Below are 13,335 nucleotides of genomic sequence, written 5' to 3' on the forward strand. Positions count from 1 at the left end.
TGGCTTCACAGCCGCCCCGCCGGGATCAGGTTCTCCTCGCGAGGCGTACCCCGTTCAGCCCTCGGTGTGCCTCCATGACCAGGGGTCCCCCGACCATGCACACGGCGGCGGTTGTGCTGCACCGTGACAGCATCGCTGAGGTGGTGATGCGGGCGTTGACGAAGAAACCCGCCGACCGCCAGCCCGACGCCCATGCCTTCGCCCTCGACCTGGCCGCCGCCGCTGCCCTCGCCGCTGGGCCGGACAGTACGGCTGTGGAACATTCCCTGAACACCGGTTCGGCCGGGTAGGAGACATCGCTGAGGCGGCCGAGCCGGCAGGCTCGATACAGGTAAACGCCCTCGTCGAGCAGGGCCGCCCGGACCTGGGGGCGGGGCTGGCGTCAGCGGACAAGACCGTCTCGCCGGCGTCCGCGACGAGCCAAGTCCCGCAGGCGGTCGGATTAGTTTCGCCTTTACCAGCTCCGGTCGATGCTGGCCGGCACCAGTCTGATGACATGGACGGGTGCCGGCGACGCGATGGGGACCTCGGATCGACGAGCGGTTCGCTCGGCCGCTGCGGCGCGGGCTGCCCGCGTCGGCCCGGACACCTGGGGTGCGCGTCGTCGAGGCCGCCGGTGCGCTGCTGCGCGTCCGCGACGTCGGACAGGGGCGGACGGTGGTGTTCGTCGCGGATCCGCCGGTCACCGTGGAGGCGTACAGCGAGGTGATCAGCCGGCTCGCCGGGCGTCACCGGGTGGTCGTCCTCGAACCGCCGGGATTCGGCTTCTCAACCCCGCCGGCCGGCTTCGACGGCTCCTTCGCCGCGACCGCCCGGGTCGTCGAGGCCTTGCTGACCGACCTCGGCGGCGCGCCGATGGGGCTGGTGTTTCCCTGCGCGTTCGGCTACCTCGGCCTGGACATCGCCACCCGCCGCCCCGACCTGGTCGACCGTCTCGTGCTCACGCAGGCCCCGAGCTGGGCACAGGAGATCGCCTGGCGGGACTCCGTCGCCCGCAGATCGCCGCTGCGCTGGCCGGGGGTCGGCCAGCTCCTCCTGCGGCCGTGCGCGCCGCTGGTCGCCCGCTCCTGGCTGCGCGCCGCCACAGCCGACGCCACGCTGACCGCCACGCTCGTCCGCCACAGCGACGCCGCGTTCGCCGCGGGGGCGACGTTCGCCCTCGCCACCGCGTTCCAGACCTACCTCAACGGCCCCGCCCCGACCCTGGCGCCGACCGTCCCGGTCACCCTGCTGTGGGGCGACGCCGACCGGTCCCACCGCGGCAGCGATCCGCAGACGCTCCGCGACCACGTCCCCTCTGTCCGTATCCACCGGTTGCCCGGGACGGGGCACTTCCCCGAGCTGCAACGCCCAGACGCCCTCGCCGCCGCCCTGGCCGTTGACGCAACGACGTGACACCTCCGCTCATGGCATCCCACTGTCCGCGACAGCCGGAGGGGGCCGTGCCGGAGCCCGCGGTCCACGTCCAGCTCGCCCAGGCCGCCGCCACCGCGCTGGACGTGCTGGCGACGCTGCGGGCCTCCCGCACCCCTGCGGGGGTCTGCGGCGGACACCGGGTCGGGGAAGTTACAGGGCTAGTCAGGCCCCCGCGACACCGGCGACGGCCACTAGGACGGCGAATCCAGCCCGGCCGCCGGCGCGCACCGCGGCCGGCAGGTTGGCCCCGTCGGCGCGATGCAGGATGCCGTTCATCAAGCCGGCAACGACGGAGATGGCGACGATCGCCGTCGCTGCGAGGACGACCGTGAGGCCGATGTGCACGGAGCACTCCCGAGGGGCACGAGGTTGCCCGACGCCTTGATCGCGCCAAGCGCCGCGCTTCCCCCACGGCGCTGCAGATTCTATGAGGTCTCGGCGGGGGCATCTTCCCCGGCCACCTAATGGATCTTGCCGGAGACCGGTTGATTTTTGACAGGCCTGAATGCTCTCGCCGGCATCGTCCAATCCCCTCCGCGTGATCATGATGGTGGTTCGGGGGATTCGTCGTCTCGGGCGCGCAGGAGACGTAGGACGGCCATCGCGCGGCGGACGCGTACGGGGTTGCGACTCAACAGGGCGGTGATTCCTGCGAGCAGGGTCAGGACCGCGTCGGGTAGGTAGCGCAGGACCAGGACGACGGCGATCAGGGCCGGGGGCGCGGCCATGCCGGCGGCGACGGTGCTCATGGCTGTCCTGCGCGCACTGTCATCGGCCGGCCAAGCGAGGGCCGGGCAGCCGCGGCCAGTGCGGGCACCCGCCGGGGGAAGGCGGGGTACCTGGGGCTCGCCTCCCGCCGGGTATGCCACGGCATGCCCATGGCACCCGGGCCGGTTGGGGGCGGTGGGGTGCACGGGAGCGGGAAACGGGGACGGCAACCCTCACCGGGCGGCAACTTCGATTGCCGACTGTTCGGCAATCGAAGTTGCCACCAGCCCAGTGGGTCGTGGCGCTCGCCGCTGCGAGACCGGAGGCGGGCACCAGAAATCGGACACTCCCATTAGTGGCGGTGTCCGATTTCTGGTGCCCCCTCGCCGGCCCGCACGGCGCACTCGCTGCCAGCGACAACGGACGTTGTCAATAGCAGTGAGTGCGTGTCACCACGAGTAGTGGTGACGGTGCGAAAACAGTGGTCGTTTCGCGTTGTCCCCGCGGAGCGTGGAAAATGCGACAACCGTGATTGCCTGCCTTACGCGGCCGGTCGCCGGACAGGTTTTCTCTCGGCACGACAACATTTGTCCCCCGCCGGGGCAACTGTCATTGCCGCCTCCGCGAGGCCGGTTATCGTCCCCGCCGTGGGTGATCTCGACGCCGTCTGGCAACTACTCGCCGCGCACCCGGCCACCGAGGACCCCCATGCCGGCGCCCTGGACTACCTGACCGCGCTCACCCGAGCCCAGCAGGCCCTCGCTGGCGAACTCGACCGTGCCGTCCTCGCCGCCGTCACCGCCGGCGCCGACTGGGCACAGATCGGCCGGGCCACCGGTCGCACCCGCCAAGGTGCCCGCCAACGCTGGAACCGCTTCCTCCCCCCACCAGCCCCACCCCCGACACCAGCCAGCGACGCATGGCTGCCCGTACTCTCCGACGATCCCTGGGACCGCCGCCCTCCGCCCCGTTACAGCCCACCCGAACTCCTTCACCCTCGCCTGCACACCCGTCTCGCCGACCACCAGGTCCGCCATGACCAGCCCCCCGACGACCCCTGGCCCGCTCATCACACCCACTGACGACCAGAACATGCGATCTTGCGCGAGAAATCTTCGTCTCCCCGAAAAGATCAAAAACGGGAGCGTTGTCGTCGGTCATGCGTGGCCCGGGGGTCAGATGCCGTTGTCGGTCAGGAAGTGGAGCACTGTGAGGGCCAGCATGACCGTGCCGGCGAAGGCGCATGCGCCGCACTGGATCGCGGCCGGGACGGATGCGTGATCGGCTATTTGTAGGAGGGTCCCGGTCAGCGCGGCGATGACGCCGAGCAGGACCGCGATCAGGGTCAGGAGGATGCGGGTGGTTCTTGGCTGGTGTGGTGGGGCGCTGCTCATCGCAGTTCCGTTGTGGTGAGCAGGCCGGTGGTGAGGTGGTCGGCGAGGTCGGTGCGTAGTCGGTCGGCGGCGTCGGCCAGGGCGCGGTGGGCGATGATCTGGTTGTCGAGGTCGGTGAGGACCGCACCGATGCGTTGCTGTTCGCTCAGTGGTGGGCGGGGCAGTCGCAACGATCCGAGGGTGCTGGTGCTGATCGAGGGGATCGCGGTCGCTGACTGTGCACGTCGGGCGATCCAGCTCTGGGCGGCTCGGGCGGACAGGACCGCGAGCAGGTAGGCGGGGTCCACACCGTCGTGGGCGCGTAGGCGCATGAGGTTGGTGCCCAGGAGCCATCCCTGCTGGGCGGCGTCCACGCGCGCGAGCGGTCCGACCGTGCCGGTCCGCACGAACAGGATGTCGTTCTCGCGCAGGGTGAAGCGGCTCATTCCGTCGGTCTGCTCCGGGTGGATCCGCCGGGTGGTGTCCGTGCGCACCCGGCGGTCCACCAGGTCGCGGGGCGCGACCAGCCCGAGGCCCCGCTCGGTGTCACGCAGCCGGCGTGCCGTCTGGTGGGAGGGGCCGGACTGCAGGTCGCACAGCTCTTTCAGCGGGACGGTGGACCAGCCAGGGGGATGATCCCCGACGGTGGTGACGCCGGGATCGACGCTGATGTCCTGGACTTTCGCGTCGGCGCGTTCGGCCAGCCACAGCTGTTCTTCCAGCATTCTGATCGGCCGGTGCGGTGTCGAGGCCGGCCGGTCTGGGGCGGTGCGGGCCGCGAGGTGGTCGGCGGGGTCTAGGGAGTATCCGTGCTGGGCGAGTTCGGTTCGCGGCACGGCGCGGGCCGACACACCCTCGTACGTGACGCAGGTGGGGCCGGTCAGGTCCGCGGGGCACGCGCGCCACTGCTCCAGGCAGGCGACGACCGTACTGATCTCCGCGGTGGTGAGGATCCGCTGCTGCCCCGACACCTGGCCGCGGCCGTGCACCTCGAGGAACAGCACGTCGTCACCAGGCCGTGTGCCGGGGGCACGCAGTCCCCACAGCATCGCCGCGACCCGTGTCGGTGCGAATAGCTGCCGCGGCAGCGCGACGATGAACTCGACCGTGCCGGTGTCGAGCATGTGCTGGCGCAGGCGCTGTTCCCGGTCGTCGTCGGAGGCGGCCGCGCGGTTGGGCATGACGACGCCGGCCTTCCCGCCGGGAGCCAGTGATGCCAGCACATGCTGGAGCCAGGCGTAGTTGTCGTTGTGCGCGGGTGGCGGATCGAACAGCCAGGTGTCGTACGGGGCGCGGGTGGAGGTCGCGTTGAACGGCGGGTTCGTCACGATCAGATCCGCGAGCGCCGCGGGTGCCTCCCGCCAGGGCGTCGGCGAACCCGGTGTCAGCCGGGCCTGGCCGCCACTGAGGCGGATACCCATCTCGGCCAGCCGGCACAGGTCCGGGTCCGCGCCGCTGCCGGACAGCGTCACCGACCCGGCCGCCTTCCACGCGCCGAGGAGCATTTCCCCTGCCCGCGCGTACGGGTCGTGCAGGTGAACCTGGTCGCCCGCACGGACGAACAGAGCCATGATCAGCTCCACCAGGGAGCGTGGAGTGGTGGCGGGCGGGCCGCTGTGCGTGTCCCACAGTTCGTAGTGGCGGAGCAGGTCACCGAAGACGGTGCGGGGCAGGTCCTCGCACCGTCGCATGATCTGCCCGAGGTCCTCCGCGGCCGGCCCGCCGAGCGCAGCGAAGCTCGTGCGGGCTTTCCCGGGGCTTGAGGGCAGACCCTGGGCTGCGCGGGCCGCCTCGATGCGCCCCCCGATCCTGCGTATCAGCCGTTGCGGGTCGCTTTGCCTGTCGCTGGCGGCGTGGACGTCGTCGCGCAGCCCGGCCCAGGACGCAGGATCGCTGTGGCGCAGGAACAGCAGGCCGGTCACGAGATGCAGGTAGACCGCGGCGGAAGCGCTCCCACGGACACGGCGTCCCAGCGGGCCGAACAACTCCGTGAGGATCTCCTCCGTGGTGCTGCCCCGCGAAGTGCCCGGCTCTACCGCGCGGCGTACCCGGCCGGCGTCGGTGGTGCCCTCGGATTCGCCGCCGTGGCGTGGGGTGGTGCTGTCCTGCGAGGTGCCCGGCCTTACCGCGCGGCGTACCCGGTCGGCGTAGGTGATGCCCTCGGGTTCACCACCGCGGCGCTGGGCGGCGGGCACACGGCGAGCGGACAGCCAGGCCAGTACCTCGCTGAGGGAGAATCGCTCCATCCCACCGTCGTCTTTCGGCTGGGGGAAGTCCGGATGGCGACGCTGCCAGTTCGTCACCGCGACTCGGCTGACCCCCGCCCACTGGGAGATCTGTCTGCGGGTGGCCAGAAGCTCCGGGGCGACCGACCACGCATGCGCACGGCCCGGCGGCGGTGTGCTGTCGTAAGGCATGACGACATAGTCACGGAACAGGACACACCTTGGCAAACGCGCATCGCACTGCGCAACTCGACCGCCGCGCGGTGAGGCAGCCACCAATATCTCATCTAGCTGCGTAACAGGGACTTCTAGCGTCGTGGCCGCCCGCACCAGGGGTTAACAGCAGGACGAGTATCGCCGCAAGTCCGCGCACCGCCTCGGCGGTCGGCGCCCTGGTGGGGAGACGGCCACCGGAAGGCGGTGAACGACAAGCACCGTTGCCTGTCCGGCAACATCCATTGCCGCCATTCGACAATCTTGCTTGTCGGCAACGGGTATTGCCGTCCCGGCAGGCCGTAACGGTGCAGCAGCCGCAGGGGCTTGCGTGCCTGATCGGCGGTGACGGGCTGGCCGTCGCCGCCGGTACGGTGCGCGGACAGGTAGCCGGTGACCGCGGGCGTGGCCCACCATGCCTCGGGATGACCGGCCGGGTCGCAGACCGCGGCCAACGCCAGCGCGGGGCGGGCCAGCCTGACGGGCTCGACCAGGTCGGCGGCGTCCAGGGCGAGCAGGAGCGTGACGGCCACGGGCCGGTCGTAGCCATCCGGGCCGGCACCCCGGCCGGCCGGCATCAACGCGTCCAGCCGCTGCCCGCCAGCGGCATAGCGGACCAGGTAGGCCGTACACCCCTCCTCTTGGTTGATCATGTAGGCGGCGGCGTGGGACAACGCCAACGGCAGGTGCCCCACCGCCGCGGCCAGGTCGGCGGCGCGCGCGTCGAGCAGATGGGGCCGGCCGGCGTCGGTGAGCCGGTCGGTCAGATAGGCCACCGACTCGCCCGGGGCGTACACGTCGACGTCGACCTGCCGCCGCCCGGAACTGGCCAGCGCGGCGTCGCGCAGACGGGTGGTGACCAAGGTCCATCCGCCAGGCCGGTGCGGCGGCCACCAGCCGCCATGGCGGGTCGGGTCGGCGAGGTCGGCCGGGTCGGTGAGGTCATCGAGGACGACCAGCCAGCTGCGGTCGGTGGTGCGCAGCCACTCCAGCAACGCCCCGGCGTCCGCAACCAGGTCAGCGCCGGTCGGCGCCGGGCGCACCGACCCGCACCGCCGCCCGGGCGTACATGTCGATGACCTGACCGGCGGCCACCCACACCACCAGGTCCGCGCCCTGCCCCAAGGCGTCGTGGGCGAACCACGCCGCCAGCTGCGACTTCCCGACCCCACCCCCACCCGCCAGCACCCGGGTGCCCGGACCCGCGCCGGCGCGTCCGGTATCACCCTGGGCCAGGACCACGTCCTCACCACGGCGACGGGCAGCCACAACCTGATCCCGCAGCTCCTTCCGGGGCTGAAATGCCGACGCCAACGCCGGAGGCCGCCCCACCAGGACCGGCCACACCGGCGCCGGCCGGCCCGGAAAGTAGTTGTGCTGGGTGTTGCCGTCGCCCTGCTGCATCGCGGCAGGGCCGACGAAAACGTTGCCCGGCCCGGGCCGAACAGACTGCCCTGGCCAGTCAGGCTGACCGGGCCGGTCAGGCTGGTCGGGGCCGGGGAATGGCGTGCCCGTCACGCGGGCCAGGCACCGAAGGTGTTGGTCTGCTGGTTGTGATCACCCTGCTGGATCGCGGCAGGCCCGGTGAACAGATTCCCGGCGAGGGTGTGCCCGCCGCTGGTGCTGGCGGCGGCCCGGACCTGCTCCACCGCCTCGGCGAGCGCGGCGGCGAAAGCGGGGTCGTGGTCGGTGGCGTCTTCCAACGCCAACTGCAGACGCTGCCGGGTCCGCGCCGACAACTCCCCTGTGTTCTGGGCTTCTTCGGCGACGCGGGCCAGGACCGGGTCGCCCTCGCCCAACGCCTGGCTCACCAGATCGTGGACCCGGTCAAGACCGGCATCGACGACCCGATCGGTTTCGGCGTCGACCCGGCCGCCGACCCGGCGGGCCTTACGTAGCGCCCACGCGGCCAGCACCCCGACCGCCACCTCAATCCCCGTCATCCATCTCCCCCGATCCGACCGCCGTACGCACCAGGACAGCCACGGTGCGCGCACCATCCTCCACCCTTCGAGGAACAGCGGAACGAACAGGCAAGATTCCGGCCGCGTCCCGGGACTTGCCCGCGCCACCGAGGCTCACCGTGCACGCAAGTCCAGACATCAGTGCAGACGTCTTCAGACATCGACACGCGCCCCACCGAGCGCCGTGTCCACTATTGCGCTGACCACGATCTTTTTCGGGTTGGTCAGGCGGCTTGGGTTCGGGGTCGTCCCCAGTGTTGTTGGCGTTCGCTGCGGGCGCGTTCGCGTCGTTGGGCTTGTAGGACGGTGGGGTGGCGGGCGTAGGTGTTGCGCCAGCGCAGGTAGTCCTGCAGTCGGTGGGCGAGCGTCGGGTGGTTCGGGTGGTTCGGGTGGTTCGAGTTGCTCATGGTGAAGGTGCGTAGGGGTCCGAACTGGGCCTCGATCGGGTTCGCCCACGACGCGTAGGTCGGGGTCAGGCACAGCTCGACGTTGTTCCGTGCCGCCCAGCGGCGGATCTTCGGGGTGGTGTTCGCGGACAGGTTGTCGCAGATGACGTAGACCGGGGCGCCGTCGGGGCGGGCGGCTCTGATCGATTTCAGGGCGGCCAGCGTGTTCTGGCCGCCCTTGCGTTCGCGGGTGACGCCCCACAGCTGGTCGTCGCCGAGGGAGTAGCAGCCGTGGAAGTAGCGGATCCCATGGGTGCGCCGGTAGGTCGCGGGCAGCCGGTCCGGATGCCCCTGATCTGCCCAGCCGACTCCGTGGGCCGGGCGGATCGACAGCGGTCCGAACTGGTCGAACGCGAAACAGCGGTAGGGGCAGACCGCGGTGAGGTACTCGATCCGGTCGAGTTTCGCGTCCTTGTCCGGGTCGGTGGACTCCTTCCACGTCCGGGTCCGCTGGAAGGAGATCCGATGGGCGTGCAGGATCTGCCGCAGCCGTTCCCGGCCCACGGTGACCGTCCGCTCGGGGTTGTCCGCCAGGTAGGCGGCGAGCTTGCGCAGGCTCCAGTGGGTGAACGGCTGACCATGTTTCGCTGGGCGGGCGCGGGCCGTCGCGACGATGAACGCCTCGTCGGCAGAGCTGATCAGGCGGGGACGGCCTCCCGCCCACCGAGGGTCCAGCGCTCCCAGACCGATCTCGTTGAACCGGTGGATCACCCCCCGGACCGTGTCCTCGTCGGCCTGGACCAGGTTCGCGATCGCGGGGACCGGGGTCCCACTCGCCGACGCCATTATGATCATGGCTCGGCGGACCCGGATCGAACCATGCTGCCCACGGCGCACGATCGCCTGCAGTCGCTGACCTTCCTCGTCACTGAGCCGCCGCGCACGAACCGACTGTCCTCCCACCGGGCTCACCTCCCAGATCGGCATCAACCACCGATCCCGACGCTGCACCCGACACCACCCGAACCCCAGCACCCCGCCCGGCGTGTCCTCACAACCCGAAAACATTCATGGTCAGCGCACTAGGTCCGGAGTCACGTCCTACGGACACCGGCCTGGGAATCTTCGGTGGTCCTCCACCGACTGATCGCTATCAGCGAGCTGAGCGACAACTGTGAGCCAGACCTGGTCCGAGCAGGAGTCTGCCAGGGTCGACCTTGCTCCTCGCTGCGCTCCAGTCACAGGTCATGACGCCTGCCACGCGATTGCGGCACGGCGCCCGCCAGCAGTGTCCCCGAGATGAGCAGCAGCGTGCCGTAGCAGTGATGTTGGTCGTGGTAGGCCTCCAGCGGCCGCCGTCGAACGCGCACGTACGACAGTCTCAACGTTCAGCGAGCCGCATGCTGGACACATGATCGTCAACTCGACGCGAAAGAATCTTGAAGTCCGCTGTAACCGACCCAGAGCAGCCGGACCTGAGACAGGGGATCGCTAAATGATCACCACGTCGGCCAAATTCGATTTCCATAGCTATTGGGGCGTCACTTGGTGGAGAGCGTTCAGGCAACAGATCCTCAGAGGCAGTCCGAGATCTGGGACGAAGCGATCCGAGCCGTGCTGGAGGGTGCAGCCAAGGCGGTCCCGCCCCTCGGGCGCGCCGAGTGGCGCGTGTTCGCAGCAGTGCTGCACGAGACGGCGGCAAGATCGCAACAAACCTGCGTGCTGTCCGTCGCGATGATCCAAGAATACTCCGGCATCGCCAGTGACCGACTGGTACGCGCCGCGCTCACGAGTCTACGCGACCGCAAGCTGATCACCTACGAAGCCCGACGGGGTCGGCCACGGGCAGGAGAACCGGGGCGCTGTCACGTCGGCGTGCCGTACGCGCACAGCGAACAGCAAGCAAAAGCGGCTCCCTTGAGTACCGGATAATCTGCAACAATGCGGCATGCCATCATGCCGCAAAAGAAGTGAGGCCATTTTTAGCACACGCAGGCAAGGGTCGTTCAACCTTCCCGCAACTCGACAGATAATTCACAGAGACGACCACCACGCCTGGCGCACCCCTAGCCTTACCCCGGACCGTCATTCAATCTCTAGGACACTGGGGTACACTTGATTGGTATTCGAAATTTTGGACGCCTCGGCGCATTTCTTCTTTCGCTGCTAGCGATAGTTGGCTTGGGGGTCGTCACTTTTGTTGCGCCAGCCTCCGCCGCGCCCGTCATCTCCGAAGCGGCCGCCACACCCGCAAAGGCAGCGTCGGTCGCCCCCTCAGACGGAAAGATCGTTCAGTATTACAACGGTCAGGTCCTCTCGTGGAACAAGGACACCTGGAACGGCGCCAAGGTATGCGTCGTGACCACGCCGACCGAGGTCCACTGCTTCGACTCCCGAAAGGAGGCGGACGCCTACACCAGCACTGCCGACGGGGGGGCGACTACCCAGGGCTACGACTGCTCCCCGGGCAAGTACAGCTACATCGTCGACGCCCCCAACTATAGTGGGTACGCACTAGCATTCCGAGACTGGGGCTACTGGCAAAACCTTTCTCAGTGGGTCAGTGTGCCCTGGACAGTCAGGTCCTGGGACAACATCAGCATGAGCTGCAAGGGTTACCTGCGGTGGGGCAGCGGAGGCTCCTGCCACTACATCGCGCCGTACACCGGCCAGCCGAACATCAATATCCCATCGTCGCAGATCTTCCTGCAGAACCCGTCGAACCCGCCCGCGCCGGGCTGCTAAGGAGATTTCACTGAGCCTGACGGTGTGCGGGCGTGATTGATCCCGGGCCGGTCGCAGCGAACGGGCTGCGACCGGCCCCCAGGGCATCAATGGGTTTCCCCTACCGCCGGGACCTGCCGCTGCACAGTGAACTGGGTGTAGTCGGCCACGGTGGGGCGTTCCGGCAGCTTCAGACCGGGCGGCGCAGACGGAAGGTAGACGGTCTCGACGGTCAGTTCCTCCCCGTCGTCAGAAAGCAGCAGATAACCGAACGCCGTGGCGAGGCTTTCCGGTCCCGAAACCTGCACACCGACAGCCCGCCCGTCGCGCCCCGCCCGGTCGGTGACCCTCCCCGCGTCGAAGACACCGGGCGTCTCGGCGAGGACCTCGAACAGCGCCGCGTTCTGCGCGGCGTTCGTGTCACCCTCACGCAGCCGCCCCAGCACGGCACGGGCGACGTCGGTACCGCTCGGGATGCGGCCCTGGGCCCGCACCGGCGCCTCGAGGGCGGCGCGCAGCCGGCCGGGATCGGTGGGCAACGGAACCTCGCCTGCCGCAGCCGCTATCTCGGTCGGCCCGTGCCCGGCCGGAGCGGGTTGCGGGCCACCGACATCGTGCCCGGCCCGGTCGACCTGCTGCAGAAGCCGGTCGACGTGCCGCGATCCGTCCGGTCGTCTCCATTCGGCCACAAGGTAGGTGGTGGCGGTCGTGGTGGCCTTCCGCCGGGCAACGGTCACGTCCAAGCCATAGGTCTGACGCACCGTGTAGCGCACAGGTCCGACACCCACGACCGGGGCGGTCCGCTGATCGCGCGCGGCAGCCAGCAGCGCCCCGACCGCCGCCTGCCGATCCCCAGCGGTCGCGGTCAACAGCGGCGTCGGCAGCAGCGGCGCCGCCGTGGCCGTGTCACGCCCACCGATCACGTTCACCGCGGTCAGCAGCAAAGCCAGCACCACCACAGCGGCCGCGGAGGCGACCACCGCCCCTGGCCGCATCCGGCCCCGCCACCCAGGCGAGTACGGCGCTGAGACCCGCATCGTCCGCAACACCTCTGCCGCCCGCCGCCGCTGCGCACGAGTCGGCGGCCGCCGCGGAAACGGATCCGTGCCGGCCAGCATCAACCGGACGGCCTGCAGGTCGTCCTCGGCGGCGACGCCGTCGGTGTTGTGGTCGGTCGATGTCATCGAGACCTTCCCAGGGCAGAAGAAGACGGCGAAACGTCTGCGGGGACAGGCCCCTCGATGAGGGCCTCCAACCGACGGCGGGCGCGGTGCAGTCGAACCTTCGCGGCGGCCGGGGAGACCGACAGCGCGGTCGCGAGCCCGGCCACGTCCAGGCCCTCCCACACCGCGAGGGTCAGGATCTCCCTGTCGTCCTCCGACAGACGTTCCAGGACGCGCACAGCCTGATCACGGCGAATGGCCTCGTCGGCGACAACATCCACCCCGACGGTCGGATCAGCCGTGGCCGCCGAACCCGTCATAGACAGCCTGGCGGTCAGCCGAACGGCCCGCGCCTGCGACCGGCGGCGGTTGCGTACTGCGTTACCCGCGATGGCATACAGCCATGGCAGTACCTCCGCGGCGTCGGGCGGCCGTTTCTCCCACGACCGCCACACCACCAGGAAGGTCTCCGACACCACGTCCCACGCGGCAGCGTCCTCACCCAGCCGACGCCGCGCGAAACGCAGAACAGCCAGGTGATGGTCCTGGAACAACGCCTCGAACAGCGTCACGGCGGAACGCGGGGGCACGGAAGATCCTTCCTCAGGCATCTCCCCTACAGGTCCGACCGGCAGCCGAAGTTACAACCCCACCCACCCGACCACCACCGTGGAGCCAGCATTCCGCCCGGTCGGGCCGCTGGCCCCGACCGGGCTGAGATCGTCGCATGCACCCCACGGGCGTGGGGAGGACCCACCGGTCGACCCGCCGCCAGGTCGCCAGTCCGGATCACCCTCACGGACGTGGGGAGGACCCCTCCAGGCGGAACCCCGCGCGAGACGTCGACTTTCGTGGCCCTACAGGGGGTCAGTTTTCAGGAAGCTGCGACAGCTTGGGGGTGCCGTCGTCGGCGTGCTCCCCACGCCCGTGGAGGTGATCCGTCGAAGCGGTCAGAGCGCCGCACGCGCGAGCAGTGCTCTCCACGCCCGCGGGGGTGATCCGCCAGTACGCAGCGCCTCGTCGAACGGGTCGATGTGCTCCCCACGCTCGTGGGGGGTGATCCGTGGTTAGCCGCGGGCGTCCGAACGCAGCACGGGTGCTCCAGAAGTCGCATGAAATTACCGCAAGGGACACGCTCGATGTGATTGTGCATGTCTGCACTT

At 69.8% G+C, this 13,335-nt stretch carries 15 protein-coding genes; 4 read left to right on the plus strand and 11 right to left on the minus strand.

Annotated elements, in window-relative coordinates; translation table 11 throughout:
- Positions 1 to 74 precede the first annotated feature (74 nt).
- Together FRAAL_RS23625 and FRAAL_RS23630 are read left to right on the plus strand one after the other, a co-directional pair.
- Positions 75 to 290, plus strand: a complete 216-nt coding sequence (locus FRAAL_RS23625; RefSeq protein WP_157892202.1) for a hypothetical protein — start codon at positions 75 to 77, stop codon at positions 288 to 290.
- 214 nt (positions 291 to 504) lie between these two features.
- Positions 505 to 1,395: an alpha/beta fold hydrolase gene (locus FRAAL_RS23630; RefSeq protein WP_011606501.1), complete on the plus strand. Its 891-nt coding sequence runs from the start codon at positions 505 to 507 to the stop codon at positions 1,393 to 1,395.
- A gap of 183 nt (positions 1,396 to 1,578) precedes the next feature.
- Here the strand turns inward: FRAAL_RS23630 and FRAAL_RS23635 are convergent, their stop codons facing one another.
- Together FRAAL_RS23635 and FRAAL_RS23640 are read right to left on the minus strand one after the other, a co-directional pair.
- Positions 1,579 to 1,761 carry a hypothetical protein gene (locus tag FRAAL_RS23635; protein ID WP_041939698.1) on the minus strand — a complete coding sequence of 61 codons (183 nt, stop codon included), beginning with the start codon at positions 1,759 to 1,761 and terminating at the stop codon, positions 1,579 to 1,581.
- Positions 1,762 to 1,958: 197 nt separating this feature from the next.
- On the minus strand, positions 1,959 to 2,165 hold the full coding sequence (locus tag FRAAL_RS23640) for a hypothetical protein (protein ID WP_011606503.1): 207 nt from the start codon (positions 2,163 to 2,165) through the stop codon (positions 1,959 to 1,961).
- 606 nt (positions 2,166 to 2,771) lie between these two features.
- On the opposite strand from FRAAL_RS23640, the gene FRAAL_RS33255 reads away from it, so the two are divergent.
- Entirely contained in the window at positions 2,772 to 3,206 is a 435-nt protein-coding gene (locus tag FRAAL_RS33255) for a hypothetical protein (protein WP_157892203.1), read from the plus strand.
- 93 nt (positions 3,207 to 3,299) lie between these two features.
- Here the strand turns inward: FRAAL_RS33255 and FRAAL_RS23650 are convergent, their stop codons facing one another.
- The 7 genes from FRAAL_RS23650 to FRAAL_RS35635 form a co-directional block, all read right to left on the minus strand.
- Positions 3,300 to 3,518: a hypothetical protein gene (locus FRAAL_RS23650; RefSeq protein ID WP_011606506.1), complete on the minus strand. Its 219-nt coding sequence runs from the start codon at positions 3,516 to 3,518 to the stop codon at positions 3,300 to 3,302.
- Positions 3,515 to 5,914, minus strand: a complete 2,400-nt coding sequence (locus FRAAL_RS23655) for a type I restriction-modification system subunit M/S (RefSeq protein ID WP_083866904.1) — start codon at positions 5,912 to 5,914, stop codon at positions 3,515 to 3,517. The genes FRAAL_RS23650 and FRAAL_RS23655 overlap by 4 nt, the downstream gene beginning before the upstream one ends.
- 116 nt (positions 5,915 to 6,030) lie before the next feature.
- Positions 6,031 to 6,978: a hypothetical protein gene (locus tag FRAAL_RS23660; RefSeq protein ID WP_011606508.1), complete on the minus strand. Its 948-nt coding sequence runs from the start codon at positions 6,976 to 6,978 to the stop codon at positions 6,031 to 6,033.
- The gene (locus tag FRAAL_RS34015) at positions 6,953 to 7,339 is read right to left on the minus strand and encodes a hypothetical protein (RefSeq protein ID WP_011606509.1); all 387 of its coding nucleotides are present in this window, start codon (positions 7,337 to 7,339) and stop codon (positions 6,953 to 6,955) included. The genes FRAAL_RS23660 and FRAAL_RS34015 overlap by 26 nt, the downstream gene beginning before the upstream one ends.
- A 110-nt stretch (positions 7,340 to 7,449) precedes the next feature.
- Positions 7,450 to 7,878 carry a chromosome partitioning protein gene (locus FRAAL_RS23665; protein WP_083866905.1) on the minus strand — a complete coding sequence of 143 codons (429 nt, stop codon included), beginning with the start codon at positions 7,876 to 7,878 and terminating at the stop codon, positions 7,450 to 7,452.
- Positions 7,879 to 8,123: 245 nt separating this feature from the next.
- Positions 8,124 to 9,353, minus strand: a complete 1,230-nt coding sequence (locus FRAAL_RS23670; RefSeq protein ID WP_308205969.1) for an IS630 family transposase — start codon at positions 9,351 to 9,353, stop codon at positions 8,124 to 8,126.
- 170 nt (positions 9,354 to 9,523) lie between these two features.
- Complete coding sequence (locus FRAAL_RS35635) at positions 9,524 to 9,655, minus strand: hypothetical protein (protein WP_256804523.1); 132 nt, start codon at positions 9,653 to 9,655, stop codon at positions 9,524 to 9,526.
- 811 nt (positions 9,656 to 10,466) lie between these two features.
- On the opposite strand from FRAAL_RS35635, the gene FRAAL_RS31010 reads away from it, so the two are divergent.
- Positions 10,467 to 11,030: a hypothetical protein gene (locus FRAAL_RS31010; protein WP_231861272.1), complete on the plus strand. Its 564-nt coding sequence runs from the start codon at positions 10,467 to 10,469 to the stop codon at positions 11,028 to 11,030.
- 86 nt (positions 11,031 to 11,116) lie between these two features.
- Here the strand turns inward: FRAAL_RS31010 and FRAAL_RS23680 are convergent, their stop codons facing one another.
- Together FRAAL_RS23680 and FRAAL_RS23685 are read right to left on the minus strand one after the other, a co-directional pair.
- On the minus strand, positions 11,117 to 12,193 hold the full coding sequence (locus FRAAL_RS23680) for a hypothetical protein (protein ID WP_011606516.1): 1,077 nt from the start codon (positions 12,191 to 12,193) through the stop codon (positions 11,117 to 11,119).
- A complete protein-coding gene (locus FRAAL_RS23685) occupies positions 12,190 to 12,762 on the minus strand; it encodes an RNA polymerase sigma factor (RefSeq protein ID WP_041939702.1) in 573 nt (190 codons plus the stop codon). The genes FRAAL_RS23680 and FRAAL_RS23685 overlap by 4 nt, the downstream gene beginning before the upstream one ends.
- Between the last annotated feature and the right edge of the window lie 573 nt (positions 12,763 to 13,335).

The organism is Frankia alni ACN14a (genome assembly GCF_000058485.1).
Classification (GTDB): domain Bacteria; phylum Actinomycetota; class Actinomycetes; order Frankiales; family Frankiaceae; genus Frankia; species Frankia alni.

Excerpts from the sequence above, each read along its gene's own strand:
- FRAAL_RS23625 (WP_157892202.1), top strand. The coding sequence starts at position 75 with ATGACCAGGGGTCCCCCGACCATGCACACGGCGGCGGTTGTGCTGCAC.
- FRAAL_RS23640 (WP_011606503.1), bottom strand. The coding sequence starts at position 2,165 with ATGAGCACCGTCGCCGCCGGCATGGCCGCGCCCCCGGCCCTGATCGCC.
- FRAAL_RS23650 (WP_011606506.1), bottom strand. The coding sequence starts at position 3,518 with ATGAGCAGCGCCCCACCACACCAGCCAAGAACCACCCGCATCCTCCTG.
- FRAAL_RS23655 (WP_083866904.1), bottom strand. The coding sequence starts at position 5,914 with ATGCCTTACGACAGCACACCGCCGCCGGGCCGTGCGCATGCGTGGTCG.
- FRAAL_RS34015 (WP_011606509.1), bottom strand. The coding sequence starts at position 7,339 with ATGCAGCAGGGCGACGGCAACACCCAGCACAACTACTTTCCGGGCCGG.
- FRAAL_RS23665 (WP_083866905.1), bottom strand. The coding sequence starts at position 7,878 with ATGACGGGGATTGAGGTGGCGGTCGGGGTGCTGGCCGCGTGGGCGCTA.
- FRAAL_RS23670 (WP_308205969.1), bottom strand. The coding sequence starts at position 9,353 with ATGTTTTCGGGTTGTGAGGACACGCCGGGCGGGGTGCTGGGGTTCGGG.
- FRAAL_RS23680 (WP_011606516.1), bottom strand. The coding sequence starts at position 12,193 with ATGACATCGACCGACCACAACACCGACGGCGTCGCCGCCGAGGACGAC.